16 protein-coding genes are annotated in these 23,931 nt (G+C 53.1%); 9 read left to right on the top strand and 7 right to left on the bottom strand.

Annotation, left to right across the window (positions count from 1 at the left end):
* Positions 1-61 precede the first annotated feature (61 nt).
* Entirely contained in the window at positions 62-2,638 is a 2,577-nt protein-coding gene (locus AB1L42_RS19435; RefSeq protein ID WP_367060023.1) for a PPC domain-containing protein, read from the bottom strand.
* 152 nt (positions 2,639-2,790) lie between these two features.
* A complete protein-coding gene (locus AB1L42_RS19430; RefSeq protein WP_367060082.1) occupies positions 2,791-4,113 on the bottom strand; it encodes a DUF1501 domain-containing protein in 1,323 nt (440 codons plus the stop codon).
* 572 nt (positions 4,114-4,685) lie between these two features.
* Here AB1L42_RS19430 and AB1L42_RS19425 point away from each other — a divergent pair.
* The 4 genes from AB1L42_RS19425 to AB1L42_RS19410 all read left to right on the top strand — a co-directional run bounded on the left by AB1L42_RS19425 (position 4,686) and on the right by AB1L42_RS19410 (position 9,764).
* Positions 4,686-6,002 carry a CpaF family protein gene (locus tag AB1L42_RS19425; protein WP_367060020.1) on the top strand — a complete coding sequence of 439 codons (1,317 nt, stop codon included), beginning with the start codon at positions 4,686-4,688 and terminating at the stop codon, positions 6,000-6,002.
* Positions 6,003-6,084: 82 nt separating this feature from the next.
* Positions 6,085-7,083 carry a type II secretion system F family protein gene (locus tag AB1L42_RS19420; RefSeq protein ID WP_367060017.1) on the top strand — a complete coding sequence of 333 codons (999 nt, stop codon included), beginning with the start codon at positions 6,085-6,087 and terminating at the stop codon, positions 7,081-7,083.
* 78 nt (positions 7,084-7,161) lie between these two features.
* Entirely contained in the window at positions 7,162-8,097 is a 936-nt protein-coding gene (locus tag AB1L42_RS19415) for a type II secretion system F family protein (RefSeq protein ID WP_367060013.1), read from the top strand.
* A gap of 632 nt (positions 8,098-8,729) precedes the next feature.
* Positions 8,730-9,764, top strand: coding sequence for a DUF1573 domain-containing protein (locus AB1L42_RS19410; protein WP_367060010.1), 1,035 nt, complete (start codon positions 8,730-8,732; stop codon positions 9,762-9,764).
* 152 nt (positions 9,765-9,916) lie between these two features.
* Here AB1L42_RS19410 and AB1L42_RS19405 read toward each other — a convergent pair whose 3' ends face one another.
* On the bottom strand, positions 9,917-11,152 hold the full coding sequence (locus tag AB1L42_RS19405; RefSeq protein ID WP_367060007.1) for a hypothetical protein: 1,236 nt from the start codon (positions 11,150-11,152) through the stop codon (positions 9,917-9,919).
* A gap of 234 nt (positions 11,153-11,386) precedes the next feature.
* On the opposite strand from AB1L42_RS19405, the gene AB1L42_RS19400 reads away from it, so the two are divergent.
* Both AB1L42_RS19400 and AB1L42_RS19395 read left to right on the top strand, forming a co-directional pair.
* Positions 11,387-12,499, top strand: coding sequence for a DUF6263 family protein (locus AB1L42_RS19400; RefSeq protein ID WP_367060004.1), 1,113 nt, complete (start codon positions 11,387-11,389; stop codon positions 12,497-12,499).
* A gap of 240 nt (positions 12,500-12,739) precedes the next feature.
* Positions 12,740-13,720 carry a potassium channel protein gene (locus AB1L42_RS19395; protein WP_367060001.1) on the top strand — a complete coding sequence of 327 codons (981 nt, stop codon included), beginning with the start codon at positions 12,740-12,742 and terminating at the stop codon, positions 13,718-13,720.
* 234 nt (positions 13,721-13,954) lie between these two features.
* Here AB1L42_RS19395 and typA read toward each other — a convergent pair whose 3' ends face one another.
* Entirely contained in the window at positions 13,955-15,766 is a 1,812-nt protein-coding gene (gene typA / locus AB1L42_RS19390) for a translational GTPase TypA (protein ID WP_367059998.1), read from the bottom strand.
* Positions 15,767-16,193: 427 nt separating this feature from the next.
* On the opposite strand from typA, the gene AB1L42_RS19385 reads away from it, so the two are divergent.
* Positions 16,194-17,942, top strand: coding sequence for a hypothetical protein (locus AB1L42_RS19385; RefSeq protein ID WP_367059995.1), 1,749 nt, complete (start codon positions 16,194-16,196; stop codon positions 17,940-17,942).
* 32 nt (positions 17,943-17,974) lie between these two features.
* Here the strand turns inward: AB1L42_RS19385 and AB1L42_RS19380 are convergent, their stop codons facing one another.
* Together AB1L42_RS19380 and AB1L42_RS19375 are read right to left on the bottom strand one after the other, a co-directional pair.
* A complete protein-coding gene (locus AB1L42_RS19380) occupies positions 17,975-19,504 on the bottom strand; it encodes a phenylalanine--tRNA ligase subunit alpha (RefSeq protein WP_367059991.1) in 1,530 nt (509 codons plus the stop codon).
* A 159-nt stretch (positions 19,505-19,663) separates the two neighbouring features.
* Complete coding sequence (locus AB1L42_RS19375) at positions 19,664-20,173, bottom strand: DUF1499 domain-containing protein (RefSeq protein WP_367059988.1); 510 nt, start codon at positions 20,171-20,173, stop codon at positions 19,664-19,666.
* A gap of 268 nt (positions 20,174-20,441) precedes the next feature.
* On the opposite strand from AB1L42_RS19375, the gene AB1L42_RS19370 reads away from it, so the two are divergent.
* Complete coding sequence (locus tag AB1L42_RS19370; protein WP_367059985.1) at positions 20,442-20,939, top strand: MEKHLA domain-containing protein; 498 nt, start codon at positions 20,442-20,444, stop codon at positions 20,937-20,939.
* 90 nt (positions 20,940-21,029) lie between these two features.
* Here the strand turns inward: AB1L42_RS19370 and AB1L42_RS19365 are convergent, their stop codons facing one another.
* Positions 21,030-21,962, bottom strand: coding sequence for a UDP-glucuronic acid decarboxylase family protein (locus tag AB1L42_RS19365; protein ID WP_367059982.1), 933 nt, complete (start codon positions 21,960-21,962; stop codon positions 21,030-21,032).
* A 423-nt stretch (positions 21,963-22,385) separates the two neighbouring features.
* Here AB1L42_RS19365 and AB1L42_RS19360 point away from each other — a divergent pair, with 423 nt between their 5' ends.
* Positions 22,386-23,549, top strand: coding sequence for a glycosyltransferase family 4 protein (locus AB1L42_RS19360; RefSeq protein ID WP_367059979.1), 1,164 nt, complete (start codon positions 22,386-22,388; stop codon positions 23,547-23,549).
* Positions 23,550-23,931 lie beyond the last annotated feature (382 nt).

The raw sequence follows: 23,931 nt of genomic DNA, 5'->3' as shown, positions 1-23,931 counted from the left end.
GTGGTGGTCGTCTTGGAATAGCGAAGGTGAAATTCTGGGGAATCAGGAAAAGTCGGCGGTGTCAATCGCCTGATTCCGCCTGAGCAGCTTCCGCTTGTTGTCTCTTTTGAAGGCGAAGTTGTTCCAGACGCGATAGTGGCTTCTCAGCAGGAGGGGCTTTCGCGACCTCTGGAGCCGGTTTGGGGGCATCAGGTTTCGGGGGGAGCGGTTTGTCGACGCGGAGGACTCCTGAACCGAGATTGTGCAGGATTGTCGCTCCGTTTTCAGGAACCATGACTCGGCAGAAAACGTTCTTGCTCATGCCCGGCGGAGTCTTTTCCGTGGTCTGAATTTTGAAGTTCAGTTCGGTCGTCTCCGCAGTCATTTCAAGTTTTTCTGCCGTCGCGTTGGCTGGAAGGCCAAGAAGTTCAACAGTGGCTGATCCTGCGAAGTCCTTCTGCTTGTTGACCTTCACTGGGAAGGTCACTTCTTTCCCCTGTTCAACAGCGGACTGAACGAATTCAAAGGTGGCGTATTGATCTTCGACTCGTAGCGGAATGAACTCGGTGCAGAGTTCGATCGCCCCGTTTCCGATGTTGGCGGTACAACGCAGCGAGATCATTGATTCACGAAGAGCAGCATTGCCTGCAGCATTGATCGGAATGGAGGCTTCTGTCTGTCCTTTTGCGATTTTCACCGACCCACTCGAATTGATTCCCGGTGGATTTTGGAGCAATCGCACGCTGATGTCTTCGTCCCAGCCTTCGTCTTTCTCACACTTAACGACGAGATTGAGCGAGCCGCCACGCACAATGGGCACGGGTGGTGCTTCTGCCCAGACTCGGAACGGGGCCTTTTGCGTCACCACAATTGGCAACCGATTCATTCGCTCTTCCCAGACCCGGTTGTTGTTGCGACCGCGGACCATCAAGACGTCCTGATAAAGCGGACCAGTGACAACTCGATCGGGCTGTTTGGGGTCATCGAGGAACGTCTCGATGGATGAAAACTTTCCAGAGAGCGGAGCATTCGCATCGGCGAAGAAGACAACGGACATCGATCCATCATTTCGCCAGCCTTCGGGACACTCCACTCGCACACCTTCCGGAAGGTCTGCACTGCGGAAATTGACCGCTCCTCCGATATCTTTGCGTTGAACATTTGCGACGATTCCGGATCCCGCTCCCTGAGGAATGATGATCTGGTGTTGAACGTATCGAGCGAATTCGGTGGGGCTGGCTTGCAGCGATGGTTCGATCGGGCTGATCTCGATCCGATAGGTGAAATCTGCCTGCCCGCGACGCAAATGGTCGTACACGCCGACGGAATATTCTCCGTCTTCGGGTGCTTTGAACCGGACGTAACTGTCGGGCCCACGGCTGTCGTCGTTTGAGACAACGCCTTTGCCTGTTTCCGTGTTCACGACAGTCACCACGGGATCGAGACCGGAACGCAGTCGACGGGCATAAACTTCGATATCGAACTGCTGATCTTTCTTTGCAGTGAACTTGAAGTAGTCGATGTCTCCCGGTTCAGAGATCACGCCGTTCGCAGCTCCTGGAGCAGCACAAGCAGTGGCCGCCTTGCGGTCGTTGTTTGGCTCCGCTTCGGTCGTGTTATCGAGGGAACTGAGTTGGAATGGCTGCAGCGATGGAGCGAGGCCGAATTCATCGCGGACCTCAAGTCCGAATCGTTCAATCTTTGGATCGCTGGGGAGAGTGACGTCCTGAGTAATCGGCCCGAGTGGGTCACCGAGGAAGGTGACCGTCAATGTTTCCCCCGGTTTGCCTCCGGAAGGAATGACTGCGGTCGGTCGCGGGAAATTCCCGATGCTCAAGACGTAATCTGCTCGACCATCTCCGTTGTAGGAGGAGTCGCGAACTTGAATGATGTACCGTCCGTCGCGAGGGGCGATCGCCGACACGACAGCGTCATTGAGAACAAGCGGAGCATCGTCGTTCACTGCAATTTCGAACCGGTCCTCGTCAATGATCGCGAGATACGGATCGAAGTAGTTAATGCCAGTTGAGGCACCGATGCGTGTCCCGAAGACTTCCGCACTGATCCGTTCACCCTGCTTTGCATTAATCACGAAGTAATCGACGTCTTCGCGGTCGATACGGCCTACCACGCTGGAGTTGAGGGTGACTTCCTGAGGAGTCGCGAAGTCCGTGTTGGGTTCTTTTTCGCTGAGGACTTCGAACGGGCTGATGACGAAATTCTGCAGATCAGAAAGTCCGGTGCGCGTTCGGATTCGCATTCTCTGCGTTCCCAAACGGCAATCCTCAGCAACTTTCAGGCGGATGAGGACCTTACGGTTCTTTTCTTTATCGTCTTCAGGGTGTTCGATCGAAAGTACTTCGAGGCCGTCATCGTAGAGCAGCAGTTCTTCTGCGTCTTCAAGGTTTGAACCGCTCAACGTGATCGTCAGCTCCTGGCCGCGAGTTCCAGCTCGCGGAGAAACGTCGGTGAATCGAGGAGCGGCGGCAAAAAGTGATTGCGAGCAGACGAGGAAAGCCAGCGAGCACAGAACCCCGAGAATTCGAAATTGTGTCGCTCTCGCTGGTGCAGTCGCGGAGACCGTTTGAAGTTGATTTCGTCCCGTGTACTCGTGCGTGATTGCAAACACCATTTCGAAAAATGCTCTAAGGCATCGCATAATTTCTCCTTGTGGACACATGTCAACAGGGTGGGCGTTGTGTGTGGTCAATGAGACGGATTGCGTCGACACTTTCGAGAACTCAACAAGCAACGCAAAGCCGCCGTGACGTTGACCACTCTCAGAGTCATTCCCTTCGCAGAGAAATCGGGCTAAGCCAGCAGGTCCTGAACAACCGAACCGCCATCGACGATTTCGATCGGTCGGTCACCAGGAGCCATCAGTTCTTTATCTGCCACGATTCCAAGCGCGTGGTAGACAGTCGTGAACAGGTCTTCGACGCTCACTTCGTTTTCTTCGGGCTCGCTCGCGGTCGCATTCGATGATCCGTAAACGTGACCACGCTTAATTCCGCCACCGGCGAGAGCGACACTGAAGACTTTCGGCCAGTGATCCCGGCCAGCGGTGTTGTTGATCTTCGGCGTTCGTCCGAATTCGGAAGAGACCATGACGAGTGTTTCATCGAGAAGGCCACGCTCATCGAGATCAGTAATCAGGCGGGAGAATGCCTGGTCGAAGCTCGGCATTTGACGTCGGAAGTTCGCGACGATGTTGTCGTGATTGTCCCATCCGCCGTAGGTGAGGTTCACCATACGAACTCCAGCTTCGACAAGGCGTCGAGCGAGGAGCATTCTCGCTCCAGCTTGATTACGTCCGTATTCGTCGCGAAGTTTGGCATCTTCTTTCTCGAGATCGAACGCTTCCCGTGCTTCCGGTGACGAGATCAGGTTGTATGCCGATTCGTAGAACGAATCCATGGCGTTGATCTGGTCCGAAGTCTCACGACTCTGGAAGTAAGCATTCACTGCTTCGAGTGCGGATCGTCGATTCGCGAAACGGCTCTCATCAACTCCGCTCGGGAGATTGAGGTCGCGAACTTTGAATCCGCCGGCTGCTGGATCACTTCCGAGTGAGAACGGAGCAAATGCCGAACTCAGATAGCCGCTTCCCGCGTAGACATTTGGCTGATTCGGAACACAAACGTAAGGAGGCAGGTTGTTGCGGCTTCCGTATTGTTGACTGATCACAGAGCCGATAGAGGGGAACTGCAGTGCCGGACTTGGTCGATAACCGGTGAACATATTGTGAGTGCCGCGTTCGTGAGCTGCTTCTCCATGCGACATCGAACGGATCACGCAAAGCTTGTCAGCGATTTGAGCGGTCTTCTGCAGAGTCTCTCCGAACTGAACGCCGTCCAGCTTCGTTTTAATGTTCCGCATTTCCCCACGGTATTCGATCGGAGCATACGGTTTGGGGTCGAACGATTCCTGCTGGGCGAGTCCACCGGGCAGGAAGATGTGGATGATCGATTTCGCAGTGCCTTCGAAGTTGTCGTAATCTTTGAGTTCGGCCTGAGCACGACGGGCGAGAAGTTGAGGGAGAGTCAGTGAAGTTCCGGCAAGCATGCCGATTTGAAGAAAGCCACGACGCGACAGCTGCTGAAAGTGAGCTGGGGCACAACCATGCCCCTTCATCGAATGCTGCGATACGTTGGACATTAACCTCTGCTCCTTGTCCTGTTGGACTCAAGTTTAGGTAGGTGTGACAATTCCATTCCTGATGAAAAAGTGAATGCGGTTTGCACGCTTCTCTTTCACCGACGAACGATCCGTTTCGGGAATGAACTCACAAATTCAGGTGGGCATGGTGAGATTCGGTTGAGAATCTCGGCGGGGGGGAAGTCAACTTGCCAGGTCAGGAGACCTGTAAAGAGAGTGCATCACATTTTCCACGAGCGCTCAGCTTCTCTCTGAAGTTTACCGTAAGTGAGAGAATTTCAATAGTCAATCGAAAACCCCACACTTTACCGAGTCGTTTCCAGCATCCGCAGTATCGTTTTTAACACTACAACCGGAAAAGTGCTTTCAGTTGACGCTGATTGCCCGGTTTGTGACGAGTCAATCTCTCCGGTGTGTCGGATTTTTTCAACACCTCTGACGATTCCGGAATTCCTCACCGCGAGCGTGAGCTAGGTTTCGCCAAGTATTGTCCATCTGCAGAGATCCCGCGCGGGTTTCGTGCATAGAGATTCAATGGAGAGCGATGCATGGCTTCCCCGCCAATATCGAGGCTGAAACGCGAGACATCTCAAGACGATTTTGAGAATCTTAAGCGACTGATTCACGGTCGACTCGTTGACAAACTCGACCTGAACAAACTGGGTGAACTCAAAGGGGATACTCTTCGTCGCGAGATTCGGCTGGTCGTGGAACACCTCTGCGATACCGAAAACCCACTGCTCAACCGCTCAGAACGAGAACGCCTCATCGAGGAAGTTCTTGACGAGACTTTCGGATTTGGTCCGCTTGAGATCCTCATGAAAGAGGAAGGCGTGGCCGACATCATGATCAACGGGCCGAAACACGTCTTCGTCGAAAAAAATGGACGGATCCAACGTTCGCCGGTGACATTTCGCGACAACGATCACTTGCTTCAGATTCTCGACCGAATCGTTTCCCGCGTCGGACGACGAATCGACGAGACGTCTCCGATGTGTGATGCCCGACTTCCGGATGGGTCTCGTTTGAACGCGATCATCCCGCCGCTCGCGCTTGATGGACCTTCGCTGACCATTCGAAAATTCGGTTCGAAGCCACTCGCGCTGGAAGACCTTCTGAACTTCGGAGCCTTCACCCCTGAGATGGTGATGCTCATGGAAGGAGCGATCAAGGCCCGCCTCAACATCATCATCAGTGGTGGTACTGGTTCCGGTAAAACGACACTGCTCAACACGTTATCAAGCTTCATTCAAGGTGATCAGCGAGTCATCACAATCGAAGATGCTGCGGAACTTCAGCTTCAACAAGAACACGTGCTTCGCCTGGAAACTCGTCCTCCAAACATTGAGGGCAAAGGCAAGATTTCCGCGACGGACCTTGTGAAAAACGCCCTGCGTATGCGACCTGACCGAATCATCATCGGGGAATGTCGTGGACCGGAAACGCTCGACATGCTTCAGGCGATGAACACCGGTCACGAAGGGTCAATGACGACCGTGCACGCCAACAACCCACGTGACGCTGTTTCTCGTATTGAAACGATGGTCACCATGGGCGGAACGGAACTCCCGCTCAAAGCGATTCGACATCAGTTCTCCTCAGCGGTCGACCTGATCATTCAGGCCAGCCGTCTGCAGGGTGGTCCGAGAAAGCTGACTTACGTGACCGAGGTTCTGAACATGGAGCAGGACACGATCATCATGCAGGACATCTTCCGCTTCATGCAAGACGGTATCGATTCCGACGGACGTTCGTTCGGTCACTTCGAATCAACAGGAGTTCGACCAGCATTCATGGATCGACTCGAAGCTGCCGGAGTCAGACTGCCAGCGAACCTGTTTGCAGCCCGACGATTGGGGTCCTGACCCACCTGTCATCACTGGCACTCGCCAACATTTCAATTTCATCTTCTGAATTCAATTCGATTGAATAAATGGGGTCCGCCCAATGAATTTCGAAACATTTCTTCCCACGACAATCGACCCGATGACAGCATCCGTGATTGCCTTCATCGGAGTCTTCGGAGCGATCATCTCTGCTCTTTTGCTCATGCAGGGCAACAGCAGCAAAGACATTGAAGATCGACTCGACGTTCTCGCTGGGAAGAAGCGAGCCAAGTCTGATGGCCCTCAAGTCACCCGCGATGCGTTGATGAAAGAAGGGATGGAAGGCATCTCCGGAGCCGCAAACCGGTTCATGGAACGATTCCTCAACATGCGTCTGTTGTTTGTTCAAGCAGACGTTCAGATGAAGCCCGAAGTCTTTCTGATGGTCGTCATGGCGTGCGGCGGTATCGGACTTGGAGCAGGATATCTGTCTCGCATCCCACTCCCGACTTACCCTCTCGTGTTTATCGTCAGTGCGTTGCTGCCCTTCGGGTGGCTGTTGTTCAAACGAAGCCGCCGCTTCAAGAAATTTTCGAAACAGCTTCCCGACGCGATGGAACTTGTTGCTCGAGCGTTGCGTTCAGGACACAGCCTTTCCGCTGCGATGAAAGTGGTTGTCGACGAACTTCCGGACCCGATTTCCAAAGAATTCAACATCGCATACGAGGAACAGAACCTTGGTGTGCCAGTTGAGGAGTCACTCGCTCACCTTTATATCCGCGTTCCGAATATGGACTACAAGTTCTTCGCGATGGCCGTTTCCATTCAACGTCAATCGGGTGGTGACCTCGCAGAAATCCTCGACAAGATCGGACGCATTATTCGCGATCGATTCCGAATTCTTGGCCAAGTTCAGGCACTCACCGGGGAAGGTCGAATCAGCGGTATCGTGCTGATGGCCTTGCCGATCGCACTCTTCTTCGCTGTTTGGAAGCTGAATCCTGAGTACGTCATGCTGCTGTTCACTGACGAACTCGGGCGAAAAATGGTCGCTGTGGCGGTCGTCCTTCAAATTCTGGGGGCCATTGTCATTAAGAAGATTATTTCGATCAAAGTCTGATTCACACGTCTCTCTGAAAACCCTCTCCTTGCGAACTGGTCGACAACGACCTTGTAATAGTGACTTCTGGAGTCTTCCATGGAAATGACCACATTCATCCCTTACGCGGTCTTCGCAGCGGTGATGCTCGGGATCTGGGCAGTCGTCTCTGCATTCTCAAAGAGCGATTCGCGAGTCGCGGAACGCCTGGAAGAATTAAAAGAAGGAAAAAAACGCCGTGCGGACGGTGACAGCATTAAGGAAAGCGGCGTCAGCAGCGCTTTCAAAAAGGCAGCCCCTGCCCTCTCGCGAGTTGTGCAGCCCAAGACCGACCTTGAACAAAACAATTTGAAGGTGAAACTGGCCAACGCCGGGTTTTCTTCACCGAATGCTCCAACGCTTTACCTGGCCATTAAAGTTGCCTGCCTGGCTCTTGGAATTTTCTTCGGTGGTGGTCTAGGCTTCCTGACAATGGGATTGTCGACTGATGCGATGCTCGTTTTGATCGCTTTCGGTGGACTCGGGCTGTTTCTGCCCGGCGTCTTCTTGACGCTCCTCGCATACTCCCGCAAACAGAAGATTTTCCTCAGCCTCCCAGATGCTCTGGACCTTTTGGTCGTTTGTGTGGAAGCCGGACTTGGTCTGGATGCAGCCATGAGACGCGTCGCTGAAGAGTTGGGAGATGCTTCTCCAGAGATCTGCACAGAGTTCAATCACTGCAACAAGCAACTTCAACTCGGCCGAAATCGACGCGAAGTTCTACACGATCTTGGAATTCGAACCGGAGTCGACGACGTCAAGGCTCTCGCTGCGATTCTGATTCAGGCTGACAAGTTCGGTTCTTCGATCGCACAGGCATTGCGTGTGCAGTCAGACAGCATGCGAATCAAGCGAAGCCAGCTGGCTGAAGAGAAAGCAGCTGCGACCGCTGTGAAAATGATCTTCCCGCTCGTGCTGTTCATTTTCCCCGGGATTTTCGTGGTGCTCGTCGGCCCGGCCGCCATCATGATGATTCGAGAGCTTCTCACTCAGTAAATCCGAATCTCAAACGCGTCGCATCAGAATTGCAAAACGTCGACACACTCAAAGCTGGAACGGTCAAATTTGGCAAAGTGTGCAAGGAATTGAATTTCCTTCCGTTCAAAAATCGTGACTCAGTCACACCCGAGAAAGTTTGACACTCGTCCCAAGATGTGAATTCAGGTGAGTGGCCTCACCTACGACAATCGATTCATCTCCGCAGCCATGCTTTGGTTCACCTCGACCGAAGCATGGCTCTTCTCTTTGCGCAACCGCTCAACTCGCCCGACAATTGCCTGATTGTCAAAGCCTGTTATCCTTCCTGAACAGACACGTTTGTTCCAGGTGGGAACGAATTCGATCTGCCACCGTTTGATCACGAGCGATTGATTTGATTCCGCTCGAATTGCGGTCATCTTTGGAGTGAAAATCGCGAATCAGTTCGGCGTGCAACTTGCATGTTGAGCCAGCGACACCGTCGTTCGTGATTTCTGAGATGAATCTGTTATTGTGCGGTGGTGATTTTGATAAACTGCCATGACGAATGATGCACTTTGAGTCCACAACGCATCGAACAGTCAACATATCAAACTGATACTATGAGTCCAGTTGCAAGTCGTGGCATCGGGAGAGAACAGGAAACTGTGATGAATCGGAATTTGCTGATCGTTGCGTTGGTCGGTTTGATCAGCTCGAACCTGACATCTCCAACATTTGCTCAGTCCGGGCGCGAATTAAACTGGGCTGAGAAAATGCTGTCCGACCTCAAGGTCGACTTCGGAACGGTTGCACGCGGTGCTGAAACGCGACATGTCATCGAAGTCACCAATCTGTACGAAGAAGACGTTCACATCGTCAACGTTGGAACAACTTGCGGCTGCACTGCTGCGAAGCCCAACAAGTCTCTCCTGAAAACACGAGACGTGGCTGAAATTGACGTCGAAATGGACACCGTCAAATTCATGCACCGCAAGGACTCGAACGTCGATATCACTCTTGAGTTCCGCGGAGCAAAAGGGACTGCTCAAAAGACAGTGCGTGTTCCGATCACAGCCTACATTCGCTCCGATGTTGTCCTCACTCCGGGCAATGCAGATTTCGGAGCAGTCGACTATCAACTCGGCGCTGAACGCAAAGTCAAAGTCGCCTACGCCGGTCGAAGCGACTGGGCGATCAAGGACGTCAAAGTCGATGACGAGAACCTGAAGGTTGAACTCAACGAAATCGTGCGCACCGCTGGCCGGGTCGAATACGAACTCACTATTCAGTTGGACAAAACCGCCCCACTCGGGGACTTTCAGGACCGTATCCTGTTGGTTACTGACGACAAGAGCTCTCCAGAAGTCCCGCTTCTGGTATCCGGACGGGTCTCTCCCGACATCGAAATCGTTCCCAGCCATTTTGATCTGGGAAGCCTGACTCCCGGCCAAACCAAGCCTTTCAACGTTGTGGTCAAAGGGCGTCGTCCGTTCGTCATCGAGAGCATCGAGTGCGATGGGCATCCTGACTGTTTTGAGATCAAACCAGTCACCGATACCCCCAAAACTGTGCACGTTGTTCCATTCCGAGTGAAGGTCCCGGATGAACCCGGAAACTTCGCCGAGACATTCACTGTCAACGTCGCAGGCCGAGAACTCCCTCTCACTTTCGAGGCCGATGGAGTGATTCAAAGCGGTAGTTAATCGACCGTGATGGTCGCTCACCAATTGCGAATGCCAGCATTTACACATTAATGCAGCAATTGCTCAATCAACTGAGCGAAACAGGTTTCGAGAAAATTTCAGAACGCTTTCCCCGCGACATTGTTTGCAGGGAAAGCGTTCTTCTTTTAGCTCTAGCCAGCTTCTCGATTCGAAAGAATCTTGCTTAACTCAGCAGCGACCAGTTGGACCTGCTCGATTCCGATTCGCATCAGAAAACGAGAGTTCCGGCCATAACTCTTGGAGCCGCAAACGAAGAAATTTGGCTCCGGGGAACGCAGAACATCAATACCGTGCGATGCTTGAGTAAGGCAGTCCGCCGAAGTCTCCCCCATCAGGGCAGCAGCCAGCTTCATTGGTCCAAACGATGCGTAACATTCATGGACTTGGAGTTCCTGACACATCGACCGATCCGGTTGATTGCCGACGTTCCCGAGAATCCGGTCGACTTCGATTTCTGCCTTTTCATGACTCTCAACGTTCGTAAGAGTGACCGACAGCGGAAATTTGACGCCGCTTCTAATTTCTTCGACGACGTATCCTGACATCCATGTGACGGGACTGTCGTTCGCGACGGACAGACTGTTCGCCCGCTCAGCGAGCGAATCTCGACCAATCAAAGAATCATTTTCGATCCGGGGAATCGGGGCCGAAGCACTTCGACGAGTCACCCACACGATCTGAGTCCTTGTGCTTGATTTCGCCAACTCTGACAGATTGACGACGTTCGTCGCTGCGGTATACCCAGCACCGACAATCAGCGTCTTCTGGTCTTGATACTCGGATCGGTCAACGCCCTGAATGTCAGGAATGTCGTAGCGAATCCTCTCGGAGAATCTTTGTTCTCCCAAGCACGGGATGCCACCACTCCCGAGCCAGTTGTGATTCCCGAAGGTGCCGGTACAGTCGATGACCGCATCCGCCAACACGATCGAATCTTCGTCCCCGGCTTTAACAAACAACCGAAACGGCGCCGCTTGTCGCTGTTCATTTCCAATGAAATCTGATTTGAGCAACCCGTCACGGCTTACGTGCACGACCTTCGAGTGCTCTTGAATACGCCCGAAAGGTCTCAGCGATTTCGCAAGCGGAACAAGTATTTGCTCGACGAAATCTCTACCGGTCAGCAGAGCGTTTTCGGATGGAACGGGATGCCCCTTTTCACTCAGTAAGCGACATGCCTCTAAAGAGAGATTCATCGAAAGCGGGCTGAAGAGTTGCACGTGCCCCCATTTCTGCACGTTGTCAGCAATCGCCCCTCGTTCAAAGAGAACGAATTCAAGCCCGGACTGAGCACAGGCTACCGCCGCTTCCAGTCCCACTGGTCCGCCCCCCAGAATCGCGACCTGCACTCTCTTCCCTGAATCCATGAAAATCTCCCGTTCGTCGCGATCAACCTGCCTCTGCGCCCCAGTATTCACACCCGGCCAGGTCATTCTGTCTGAGGATTATGTTCTTTCAGTGAAACACTTTACTCCTTTGTGATTTCATGCAAAGTGGTCTGGATTCTGTTCCGCTGAAAATGATATCTTTCACCATCTTGGAAAATTGAGACAGGGGCCGATTTTCACTCGCGGGCCACAAAATCATCGAAGGAGTTGATGATGCGGAGTTTCACTGGATGGCAGGCGATGCTTGGGCTGATCGTGCTGATTTCGTTCGCCGGTTGCGGAAAAGACAAAAAAACAGATCAGGCGAACGAGCCAGAACGCTCGTGGGACGCTAAAACTCCGGTGGCGTCCGAGCAAGACTCCGTCAAATCCTCCGAATATCTGTCCGCTGATCAAAGCCTGCAAGTCGGGGAGCGATTCCCGCTTCGCAAACGAGTTGAACAGGAGTTGCTGCAGGATTCTCTTTCAGGTCCGTCGCAACAAGTCGTCAGCAATCTCGATGTGCGATTCGTGTTCACAGTTGAAGATCGAGTCGACAAGCGAACGAAGCTTCGAGTTGACTACGACCGAATTCTGTTCAGTCAGCGCGTTGGAGAGGATTCCGTCGACTTTGATTCGGATCAGCCACCTGAAGAGTTGTCGCCGACATTGCAGGCGTTTCTGAATATGAGTCAGTCTGGGTTTACCTGTTGGCTCGATGAAGACTTGCGAATTGCTTCCGTCGAGCAATTTGATCAATTTGTCGCATCAGTGCTGCATGGCATCCCGGAAGAGTTTCACGCCGATGTCGTTCTCGAAGTGGAAACCGCTTCCGGCGATTCCGGGCTGGCAGATTTCATCGGTGAAGCCATCGGCCAGTTGCCCCGCAATCCTCGCTATCGTGCTGGGGATCAATGGGAACGCTCGTTCACGCTCACTCGACCGATTCCAATGCACTCATTGAACGTCTATACGTTGAAGAGGATCGAATCAGGAGTGGCAGTCGTCGACATTCGCGGAAAGGTCACGCCGTCGACAACTCCCGTTGCGGTCGATGAAGAAACTGGAGTGCGAATTACAGTGACCGGCGGCGAAACGGTCGGAAGCTCAGAAATCGACACCGACAACGGCCTTCCCCGTCGCAGCGAGACGCTTCAGAAAATTGATATGGTTGTCACTCTGGAGGGAGCCCTGCAGTTCAATCAGCGAAAGAGCATCCGGACACGCGTCGAAGCTTTTCGCGAAATGGATGGCACTAGCGCTCCGGTTCAAATCGGAGAATCGAACCCGCTCCGCGAAGTGAACCCCAAGGTCAGCTCTCATCCGCTCTCGACGATTACCGAGTAGTCTCTCTCTGAATTCGCTCAGCGACACTGCATTCGCTATTCTGTGACCACATTCGTATCAGGTTTGCAGCGTTCGGCTTCGTGCCCCTCGTGATTCACCCGGTGTATGGCTCACCGAGAAGAGTCGAGCAAGCTGCTGTTGCTTGAGCGGATTGGCGAGATCGAGTTTGAGAAATGTCTGGATTGCCCCGAAAACAAAATTCGGGCGAGATTCAGCACGTCGGTGGGGATTGATTGTCGAATGCGACAACTCGTGGTTATTTTCGTTCTGCTCCTGGGGATTACGATCTTCGGGACGGTCGGTATTCACGCGCTCTCCGATTCGACTTGGCTGGAAGCTGCTTATCTGGCAGTGATTACTCTGACGACTGTCGGGTCGCGTGATGTTCCGCGAACTCCGGAAGGCATGGTCTTCATCATTATTTACATGATGGTTGGGATTGGAATCTTCACCTACAGTGCCTTTCAGCTCGGACAAATCATTGTCAATGCAGACATCCGCACGCTCCTGGAGAAGAGAAGAATGCATCAGCAACTCGAAGCTCTCAACGACCATTTCATCGTGTGTGGAATGGGACGGATGGGGACAGCCATTTGCGAGCATTTGGAAGCGAAGCGAAAACCGTTCGTGGTCATCGATCGCGATTTGCAGCGACTCGAAGAAATCTGCAAGGAATCACGCTGGCTTTATGTGCACGGGGACGCAACAGACGACTCTGTGCTTCAGGAAGCTGGAGTCTCCCGCGCCACATCGATGGCCACAGTTTTGCCCACAGATGCAGACAACGTATACGTCGTGCTGTCCGCTCGACTGCTTTGCAGTTCCATCCAGATCGTTGCACGAGCCAGTGAGGAGGGTGCAGTCCTGAAGCTGCAGCGTGCTGGAGCGACTCGGGTGATTAGCCCGTTCAGCAGCGGCGCAATGAAGATGGCTCGCTTCATGCTGAGCCCGAGCATCGAAGATTTTCTTGAAGTCACGCACGGTTCCGAGAACGATCTGGAGCTCGCTGAGGTGCAGATTCAGGAAGACAGTCCCTACATCGATCGACAGCTCTCGCAGACGGATCTTCGTGAAAAAGGGATCATGGTCATCGGTATTCGTCGCCAGTCCGGGCAGCATATCATCGCACCGGAAGGGACAGTCAAAATCGAACAAGGCGACAGCTTATTCGCCTTCGGAACTCAAGTCGCAGTCACCGCATTGGCGAGCCAGGCCGAGTAACTCAGCCAAGCTGAGATCGTTCAGGCCAGGGAGCGCAATCGCGTGTCAAAGAACACACAGCGGATCACCTCAACGAAAACAGCACTCATCGAAAGCATGTTTCGACAAGTGCTGTGAATAAACTATGAGATTCTAGAGCAAGTTGCTCTTTCCGGTGCACTCGCTTGCACTGTTTCACAAGTGAAAAGGCTGTGCTTGCTTGTGCGGGACCGTGCGAAAAAATCAGAAAATGCTCTAACCACGCAGTGGATTGCGTTTGCGATCGGTTTCTTTCAGCCAGATTTTTCGCAGGCGAAGCGAATCGGGAGTGACTTCGAGGTACTCATCTGCCTCGATGTACTCCAGTGCCATTTCGAGGGACATTGCTCGCGGAGGTTCAAGGACGATGTTGTCGTCGGAACCGGACGCTCGAACGTTAGTCAACTTCTTCTCGCGGACCGGATTCACAACGAGATCGTTGTCGCGTGAATTTTCTCCGACGATCATTCCTTCGTAAACATCCGTTCCGGGGGCGATCAACAGATCGGCGCGTTCGCTCAGTTTCCACAGAGCGTAAGCTGTCGCTTTGCCCTGAATTTGGGAGATCAGCACGCCGTTCTTCCGTCGAGGAATCTCACCTTCGAGTTCTGCGTAGCACTCAAAGCGATGGTTCATGACCGCTTCACCCTTGGAAGCGTTCAGCAGTCGTGTTCGGAGTCCAATCAGTCCACGGGCGGGAATGAGGAATTGCACGTGTGAATGCGTTCCCGTTCCGGCTTTCAACTCCTGGAGTTGACCTTTCCGGGCTGAGACGATTTCGATCACGGTTCCGACATCGGTTGATGGGACTTCGATCTCGAGAATTTCAAAAGGCTCTTGCCATTTTCCGTCGACCTGACGACGAATGACTTCCGGTTTTCCGACGGAAAGTTCGTACCCTTCGCGTCGCATTGTTTCGATCAGAATCGACAGGTGCAGCAACCCTCGTCCCGAGACCTTGAAGGCCTCTTTCGCATCTGCTTCTTCCACGCGGAGGGCAACATTCGATTCGAGTTCGCGCTGAAGTCGATCTCGCAGGTGGCGGCTTGTCAGAAACTTCCCGCTCTTCCCGGAGAATGGCGAAGAGTTGATCGTGAAGACCATCGACAGGGTCGGTTCGTCGACAGAAGTCCGAGGAAGCGCCACCGGATTATCGACCGAAGCGATGGTGTCGCCGATTTCGGCATTGGCGAGACCGGTGAGGGCGACAATGTCCCCTGCCCCAGCTTCGTCTGTTTTGGCTCGTCCGAGCTTGTCGAAGATTTCAACACCTTCGATGGACGACTTCACGACATTCCCACCCGCTTTCATGAGCGCGACATTCATGCCGGGACGGACGACGCCATTTGTGACTCGACCGATGCAGATTCGTCCGACGAATTCGGACCACTGAATCGACGTCACCGCCATTTGCAGTGGAGCTTCGACATTCGCCACAGGACCGGGAACGTGTTCCAGAATGAGGTCGAGCAGCGGAAGAATGTTTCCGTCACGGGCTTCCGAGTCGTGTGATGCGAATCCTGCACGACCACTCGCGTAGATGTAAGGAATTTCGAGCGAATCTTCGGCGCCGAGTTCTTCCATCAAGTGGACGGTTTCCAGAAGAACGTCATCGGGGCGGCAATCCGGGCGATCGATTTTGTTGATCACGATGATCGGGCGCAGTCCGACTTCGAGAGCCTTTGTGAGCACGAATCGTGTTTGTGGTCGTGGGCCTTCGAATGCATCAACGAGAATCAATGCACCGTCAGCCATGCGGAGAACACGCTCGACTTCCCCACCGAAATCGGCGTGGCCGGGTGTATCGATCACGTTGATCTTCACTCCCTTGTAGGGAATGGCAATGTTCTTCGAGAGAATTGTGATGCCGCGTTCCCGCTCCAGGTCGTTGGAATCGAGAATACAGTCGCCGACGAGTTGCGAGTCGCGGAACTGTCCGCCTTGTCGCAGCAATGAGTCGACAAGCGTCGTTTTTCCGTGGTCGACGTGGGCAATGATCGCGATGTTGCGAATGTCCGTTCTTCGCATGGAGGAATCACCGGAAATTGTAGGAGCAGATGCTTGGAGAGTTGATTCAGTCACGTTCGTGTTGCCCTTTGGGTTCCAAACCGTGTTCGGGGAGTAAGCCTGGTACGGGAATTCGGGTGCAGTTGATACAAAACAAGCAGCGGAATCCGTGAGCGAGTGTTGAGTCACGCTTGGGGTGCGTCAAACTCAATTCCGGAAGCAATCTTTGTTGTGATCGGAACGTGCGCGCAATCTCGTTCCAACGAAAGCGTGGAATACTAAACAAAGTCATCTTCGGGAAGGAGGTTAAGAAGGCAATTCTGAGGAAATATTTTGAATACTTGTGCTCAATTCGCCCTTTCCTAGACTGCACTTGTGAAGTTTTTGTACAGATTTCGACTAGTGACCAGCGAACTCGACAGGCAACTGCCTCAGTGAGACTTTGAGAATGACGACTGACTTCGCGATCATTATGCTTGGGCTTTGCCTCGTCATTGCGGGATTTGGTCGTTATTTGCCACGTTTGGGGTTCTCCCGAAACGCGGGCGCAGTGACGCTTCTGATCACATCAATGATTGCTTTTGCCAGTTTGTCGATGGCCGTTGGATTCTCACTGATCCTCCCGGCGTCATCAGAGAGCACGTCCTTCTTATCTGTATTTTTTGATGGATGGTGGCTCCGCGATCGTGTTTCCATTCTCTCGCTGTTCGGACTCGCGGGGGGCATCGTGACCATTGCCTGTGCCCATTCCATTGAAGTTGGCCGCAGTCAATTCCCGAAGCGTTCAGAAGTCGGTTCTTTGACGCTGCTGTGGGCGCTTGCTTCGATCAGCGTGATGACGGATCACGTCGTGCTGCAATGGGCGTTGTTCAGCGCAGCTTGTTGGCTTTCAGTGTGGCAATGCACACGGATGTCAGGATTCTTCTCAAACAGAGCCTGGAAACAGGTGCTCATTCTTCTCGGGCTGGCAGACATTCTGGCGATGACCGGACTTCAGGGAATGTCGTTCATCTGGGCGATCGGATCGTTCTCCGACCTGCAGGCTGTGACAGAACTTGTTTCGCAGGATGCGTTTCAACGGGCGGTTTTGGCAGTTTCAGCGATCTGGCTCGGGCTTTCATTTTTGATTCGGTTGGGAGGTTTCCCTTTTCTGATTTGGAACGGATTGGCTCGGGGAAGCCTGTCGTCGTCGCTGGTAGTGTTGATGTTCCCCGCGCTGTTGACTGTGTCGCAGATATTCCGCTGGCACCTGATCCTCGCGATTGATTCATCATCTCGAACCATGCTGGGAGGGCTATTGGTGCTCTTCGCGCTCGTTCATGCGGCAGCCTCAATTTTTCAAGCCGAAGCACAGCGAGCATTTCGAGTCAGTCTGGCGCTTGTCAGTCTTGTTGCGGCTGGAACTCTGTTCGAGGTGACCGCTTCGCCCATCAGTCTGTTGTTCGCAGTGGCATGCCTGATGTTGCCGACCGCGATTCTCGTCTTCCCAGTTCCGCCAGATGTTCGGCGACTCGCTGCAGCAGCAATTCTTCTCTCAGGCATTTTCGGGTCTTGTCATGCCGTCGAGCAGCTCATCACCGTCGCATCTGATCCCGCAACCGGAACTCCGATCATTCTTCCGGTTCTGTTTGCAGTTGCATACGCCCTCTGTGCTGCCAGCCTGTTTGCTGGGATACTGTCACCCAAAATGGATCAACACGAGAGACAACCCTCGAAGAGTGAGATCTGTCTCTCGGCAGTCATTTGGTTGGTTTTATCGAACTTGCTCATCAACACTTTAATAAGCCCGGAGCGGTCTGTTGGATCAGGTTTGGGGACGACTGTCTGGTTGGCCGCAGTCGCAGGCATTCTGGGAATCGTCTGGAACTGCCGGCAGAACTTAGCATTCTCTGAGTCGCTCACTGAGAGTACTTTGGTGAAGCTTCTCAACAACGATTTCAACGTCGCAAAGCTTCTCGAACGAGCGGCCTTTGAACCACTGCAACAGGTGTCGACACACTTTCAATCCAACCTCAGCCATCTTCTGCTCGCCATTCCCGGAAGAATCTTCAACGGGCTCTGCGATGACGTGAGATTGGTCGACGAGTCTCGACACCAAGCTTCAACAGAAGAAGACACATCGAGTCGTAACGGCCTGTTCACCACTTTCCTGTTAGCGATTATCGTGATGATCGCGGCAATCTGGGCGGCAGCTTAACTACGAATGAGTGTGTTGAGCTGGCGATAGAATTATTGGTGGAGTGCCATTTCTTCCAACGCTTCGATTCGTCCCTGATAGAGCTCGCGAATGTCCGAAAGGCCGTATCGAATCATGGCCAGACGCTCCATTCCCAGCCCCCATGCCATCACGGGATGCTTGCAGCCAAGCGGTTCGGTCACTTCCGGACGGAAGATTCCTGATCCACCCATTTCGATCCATTTCCCTCGGCTTTCGAGGTAAACAACAACGTCCACGCTCGGCTCGGTGTATGGATAGAAGGCGGGTTTGAATTTGACCTGTTGGAAACCCATCTTCTTGTAGAAGGTTTCCAGAGTTCCCAGCAACGTTGCCAGCGAAGCATTTTTGTCGATGACGATTCCGTCGACCTGATGGAAGACCGGGAGATGCTTATAGCTCATCGTCTCGTTCCGGCAGACCCAGCCCACGCAGAATGTTTTCAGTGGTGGATCGGGATGTCGAGCCAACGCTCGAATCGTCGAAGCAGTGGTGTGTGTTCGCAACACGACTTGTTTTGCACGCTCCGGCGACCAGCGATATCCCCACCCTTCCGAACCGGTATCTCCTCCATCTTCGTGAGCATGTCGGACACGATCGACGAGTTCGGTATCCTCCGGCAAGTCTGTTGTCGCCGGATTGGCCATATAGAAGGTGTCCTGCATATCTCGAGCAGGATGATCTTGCGGCTGGAAGAGTGCGTCGAAGTTCCAGAACGACGACTCCACCATCGGAGAGACCACTTCCGTGAATCCCATTTCCAAATAGGCCCGTCGGGTTTGCTCAATGATCTTGCGAAGTGGATGCACTTTGGCCGGACGGACTGTCTCCGCAGACAGAGTCACGTCGTAAGGCCGCAGCGTGATTTCCTTCCAGGCACCGCTTCGAATGTCGTCTGCCGAGAGTAGATTTCGTTCCTTCTTTACGGAAATCTCACCCGACTCGAGAAGCTTTCGCCCTTCCGCTGTCAGCGAGACCGTTCTTCGGTTGCGGGATTTGATTTTTGCAAGCTCGTTTCGCTTGCCAAGCAGTTGCTTGATACGGTCCGCATCGGAAGCGTTTTCGAGCGATGTAGGTTGGCCAGCCGCTTCGAGAATCACGACTTCGTCGACATCCTTTTCACCTTCGCCTGCCTTCCGGCCTGAGTCAGTGATCCGGACTCCCTGCTTATCGCGTTCAATCCAGCCTCGTGCTGTTCCCCAGCGAAAGACGTCGTTCACGGCAATTCCGGCCTGGTTGGCCGCTTTCGCGAAGTCGCCGGTTCCGAGTTCTCCATTCGATTCGAGAAGGAGTGTCAGCGCTTTTCGCTCAGGCAATCCTTCACTCACAAGTGAGACCGCTTCAGCAGAGGGAATGAGCTCATCAAACGACTCTTCGCGGATCGTCGCACAGCCTTGATTGGCGGCTTCCTGAATCGAAACAAGCACGCGCGACTGATCAGATTTGAGTGCCGCTGCAAGTTCGTTGAGACCGATCTCCTGATGATTGGCCAACGTTTCCCAGACGGAGTACGAAAATTCGTCGAGTTGCAGTGTCTCAGCCATGATTCCTGTTCGTTGCCGCTATCTATTGACCGGTGAGGGTAAGAATGTGGGAACTGTAGCAGGAAACTGACTAAGTGGAACAGTGCGGCTCCGGGAGGCCGTTTTCCCAGATTGCGAAGATGGAGAAGCAGCCTGAAGTTGAGGACGGCAGATGTGAGCCTATTCGGTCAGAGAATCGGCGTCTGAGGCTTCTTCCGTGGTCTTTGTCTGCAGTCTCAGAAAGCGATCGCGCAGCCCCTCCATCCGCTTCCGATTCACGCCAAGATCGGAACGACCGACGCGTGAAGCAGATCGAAAATGGATGAGCTTGGCTTCTTCGTCAATCAGAAACTCGACATCGTCGACGAACCGAAACAGAAAACTCTTGACCTCAGCGTGAATGTAAGTCTCCGTCGACTCGACGATCTTCGTTCGCGGAAGTTCCTCGAGAATAGTGACCAGATTGGACTTCGCTTCTGCGGCAGTCCCGGAATATTCCCACGGAGACATCTTGTGTTCATCGGAATCGGTTTGAGTGAGAACACAATTCGGCGAATCCGGAGCTGGAGCGAGTTTTCCATCGACGACGCCGAGATGATCAGGACGTTTTGCTGTCATGCTGAGATATGCCAATCCGATGACCGGGAGAGCAATAGCAATGATCGCGATGCGCACGGTCCGTTTCTTCACGGTTTTCTTTTCCAGTGATTTGAGTGGGCTAACAGTACGCAGTTTTAGGCGTTTGATCGACCGAATCAATCTGCGAGGCCGAAAATACTCTCGCGAATCAGCTGCTGCAACCAAAGTTCCAACGGCGAGCAAACACCTCTCGCTAAGCCATCCTCTGTCTGCGCTTGATCTCAGCTGGCAAATTGTCGAGAGTCCGACCAAACCTGACAGCCTGTTTTCATCAGGTTGAAATTTACGTGATGGTTGTGAAATTCAAGTCGAGTAGATGATGTCTCAAGATTCACCGTGGTTGAAACGAAACTGGGTTGCTCATACGCAGTTGATGCTGGACTCTTATGAGCGCTATCTCAAGAAGGAACTCATCCCGCGTGAGGGAAGCCAACTGGATCAGGCGAAAGAGTTGTTCCTGTCACCCTTTGTTGTCGTTTCACACGACTATCGTCCCGATCCCGTGCTCAACTACGGAAATCAGGTCGCCCTTGAGCTATGGGATATGGATGTCGCGACACTCTGCAAGACCCCGTCGAGGATGACTGCTGAACCGGTGCATCGCGATGAACGCAAGCGATTGCTCAAACGCACGACGGAAAACGGCTTCGTCGATGACTATTCAGGAATCCGCATCAGCCAGAATGGTCGCCGCTTTCTTATTCGTCAGGCGGTGGTCTGGAATCTCATCGACTTCAAGAACAACTACCGCGGACAAGCAGCCACTTTCTCTGACTGGGAGTGGCTTGATGAGACCGAAACAGCCACGACAGAATGAACAGATTGCCGAGGACGAAATCGATTCGACTTCAGCAATTTTGTAGATCATCTGCCATTTCAAAGAACTACTTCGGTTTGGCGAAAGACTCTACAGCTGAGTGTCTCGGTAGTACTTCGTCGTGTGCGTCAGGCCGGTTTTCAGATCGACTTGCGGTGCCCACTTGAGCAGGGCTTTCGCTCGCGAGATATCAGGGCAACGGCGTTTCGGATCATCTTTGGGAAGCGGGTCAAAGCGAATCTTGGACTTCGATCCGGTGATCTCGAGGATCGTTTCCGCGAGTTCGACCATGGTGTTTTCGACGGGATTCCCCAGGTTGATCGGGCCAACCTGCTCGTCCTGTTTCATCATCCGAATAAAGCCGTCGATGAGGTCGGAGACATAGCAAAATGAGCGTGTTTGCTTTCCGTCGCCGTAGACGGTCAGCTCTTCTCCGCGAAGTGCCTGCATAATGAAGTTGGACACAACACGTCCATCGTCCGGAGCCATGCGAGGTCCATAAGTGTTGAAGATTCGCACGATGCGAACTTCCATGTTATGGGCCAGGTGGTAGTTCATGCATAGCGACTCAGCGACGCGTTTCCCTTCGTCGTAACAGCTGCGCGGGCCAATCGGATTGACGCTGCCCCAATAGTCTTCTGTCTGCGGGTGAACTTCCGGATCGCCATAAACTTCGGACGTCGATGTGTGCAGAATTCTGGCTCCGCAGCGTTTCGCCAGCCCGAGCATATTGACCATGCCGAGAGTCGATGTCTTGATCGTCTTGATCGGATTGTGCTGATACGAAACCGGCGATGCTGGGCACGCGAGGTTGTAGATCTGATCCGCTTCGATGTGAAGAGGGTGCACAATGTCGTGACGGATCACTTCGAAATTCGGGTGGCCGATCAAATGGCGGATGTTCTCTTTTCGCCCGGAAAAGAAATTGTCCACGCAGATGACATCATTGTCTTCGTTGAGCAGCCGTTCACACAGATGACTTCCGAGAAAGCCGCCTCCCCCAGTGACGAGAATCGTCGACACATCACACCTCTTGATAAATTGGACTGTTTTCCAGTGTATCGGATGTGGACGGAAACCACTTCGTCGGATTCACCCCGACGAGACGGGATCGACAACAGCGGGTTCTATTAAATCGATGGTGTGGCCCGTCACGCGATCAATCCCCACAGCGACCGCGTTGTTCTCCACACAATTGATACATTCGATTGCTCAAGAAGATTCCGATCGGTGGTCGAGTGAAGAGCACGGAATTCGAGTGTCGATTCCCTATTCCGAAATCTCATGAATTTCGATACACCACGGCGGTTTCGACCCCATGTTTTCAGAGGTCTCAGCACTGTCGCCAACTTTGCTGGGAAAACGCGAGGTCTGCAGTTTCGAATTCGCATCGTCGAGGCTGCTGGTCACCGGTGATTCAAGTGGTTTGTGATGGCGGAATCTTTTATGTCGTCTGAAACTCATCCGGATTCGGCTTCGATCCCGTCGAGGGCATCCTTGCGGGAGCCGAATGAGTGCCTCAGAGTCTGCCATCTCGCCGAAAATCTTTGCAGCGGCGAAATCGAACGGCACCTGCTCGAACTGGCAGCGTCAACGAGTCCGAACGACGTCCATCTCTCGTTTGTGTCGCTTCATGAAGTCGGAGAAGCTGCCGATGTGCTCAGGGACTCCGGCCATACGGTCGAATCGCTGAAGCGGTCGCTGTTCGGGAAAATCCAGTCGCTGCGCAAGTTGAGCCAGTTTCTCGATCGAAACGAAATCGACATTCTCCACATGCACGGAACTGCGGCGCAGTTTCACGGGGCCATCGCATGCAAGTGGTCTCAAACCCCGCTCGCTGTCGCAACGCACTATGGTCGTGGATGCGGGGCCGATCGGAAATCGCTCTGGCAATTTCGAATTGCAAACGAGTTCACCGACCGAGTCATTGGCATCTCGGAAGCGACAACCGAACTCTGCCGACAGCAGAATCAATCGAACCGCAATCGAATGATCACCATTCCCTTCGGAATCGATTCGACACGATTCTTTCCGTACGGTCCAAGTTCGGATCTTCGGGCATTGGCGATTGGCGAGTGCACTCCTGAAAATGGATTCGAATCCCTCATCCACGCGGTTCGTTCAGTCGTGAACAGCTATCCTCACTTTAAAGTTCAGATTGTGGGAACGGGCCCACTCTTGAACCAACTGGTTGAGTTGGCTGGCTCACTGAGGCTGACCCATCACGTTGAGTTTCTGGGCGAACGACAAATCAACGATGAGTTGTTGAAGCACAACGGGTTTCTCATTTCGACAGCCTCGACGCTCGCATCCCAACGCAGCGTTTTGTCCGCCATGGCGACTGGACTTCCCGTGTTGACGACGGAACCGTTCGCTGTTTCCGATTTCATCGAGGATGGAGTCACCGGGAAGATTGCTCGTGGCAAGGAAGCGAGTCAGCTCGCGGTCGCCCTCGTTTCGATGATCGACGAAGCTCCTCTCTGGCCGTCAATGGGAGCGAAGTGTCGAGAACTGGCGGAAACTGTCTTGAGTGTGCAGACGACCGCACGACGCTACTCTCAGCTCTATCGAAACCTTGCTTCTCAATCTGCCACGTCGAGGGTCAGCTGACCACTTGTGGCACTCGGTGTTGTCGTTTGGACTGCGCGATTCGTCAAAGTGACTCGCTTACCGATTCTTGACACACATCGCTCTTCGCGACTTCGCAGGGTAATCCAGAGTCCGCCCGAAATCCTTTAACCGATTATTCAGATTGACGATACGACAATCTGAATTGGATTCGCGGCACTTCAAATTCGGTTCTCGGTATCTGGTTCCGCGAAACTGGAACGCCAGCTGCAATAATTTTCTCTTGGCAAATTCTGCCGAAGCTCTTTGTCGCGATTCGTGACATCCAACTCCCCCAGGAAATTTGCCACTTCACAGTTTGATTGCGAGAATAACAGCAATCTCCCACTCCCTTGATGGCCATTTGATCGAATCAACTTTGGCG

It is taken from the genome of Thalassoglobus sp. JC818, from assembly GCF_040717535.1.
GTDB lineage: Bacteria > Planctomycetota > Planctomycetia > Planctomycetales > Planctomycetaceae > Thalassoglobus.
This window is presented reverse-complemented; position numbering and strand designations above follow the sequence as displayed.

Coding starts and splice junctions, on each gene's coding strand:
- AB1L42_RS19435 (WP_367060023.1), bottom strand. CDS start 2,638: ATGCGATGCCTTAGAGCATTTTTCGAAATGGTGTTTGCAATCACGCAC.
- AB1L42_RS19430 (WP_367060082.1), bottom strand. CDS start 4,113: ATGAAGGGGCATGGTTGTGCCCCAGCTCACTTTCAGCAGCTGTCGCGT.
- AB1L42_RS19425 (WP_367060020.1), top strand. CDS start 4,686: ATGGCTTCCCCGCCAATATCGAGGCTGAAACGCGAGACATCTCAAGAC.
- AB1L42_RS19420 (WP_367060017.1), top strand. CDS start 6,085: ATGAATTTCGAAACATTTCTTCCCACGACAATCGACCCGATGACAGCA.
- AB1L42_RS19415 (WP_367060013.1), top strand. CDS start 7,162: ATGGAAATGACCACATTCATCCCTTACGCGGTCTTCGCAGCGGTGATG.
- AB1L42_RS19410 (WP_367060010.1), top strand. CDS start 8,730: ATGAATCGGAATTTGCTGATCGTTGCGTTGGTCGGTTTGATCAGCTCG.
- AB1L42_RS19405 (WP_367060007.1), bottom strand. CDS start 11,152: ATGGATTCAGGGAAGAGAGTGCAGGTCGCGATTCTGGGGGGCGGACCA.
- AB1L42_RS19400 (WP_367060004.1), top strand. CDS start 11,387: ATGCGGAGTTTCACTGGATGGCAGGCGATGCTTGGGCTGATCGTGCTG.
- AB1L42_RS19395 (WP_367060001.1), top strand. CDS start 12,740: ATGCGACAACTCGTGGTTATTTTCGTTCTGCTCCTGGGGATTACGATC.
- typA (WP_367059998.1), bottom strand. CDS start 15,766: ATGCGAAGAACGGACATTCGCAACATCGCGATCATTGCCCACGTCGAC.
- AB1L42_RS19385 (WP_367059995.1), top strand. CDS start 16,194: ATGACGACTGACTTCGCGATCATTATGCTTGGGCTTTGCCTCGTCATT.
- AB1L42_RS19380 (WP_367059991.1), bottom strand. CDS start 19,504: ATGGCTGAGACACTGCAACTCGACGAATTTTCGTACTCCGTCTGGGAA.
- AB1L42_RS19370 (WP_367059985.1), top strand. CDS start 20,442: ATGTCTCAAGATTCACCGTGGTTGAAACGAAACTGGGTTGCTCATACG.
- AB1L42_RS19360 (WP_367059979.1), top strand. CDS start 22,386: ATGTCGTCTGAAACTCATCCGGATTCGGCTTCGATCCCGTCGAGGGCA.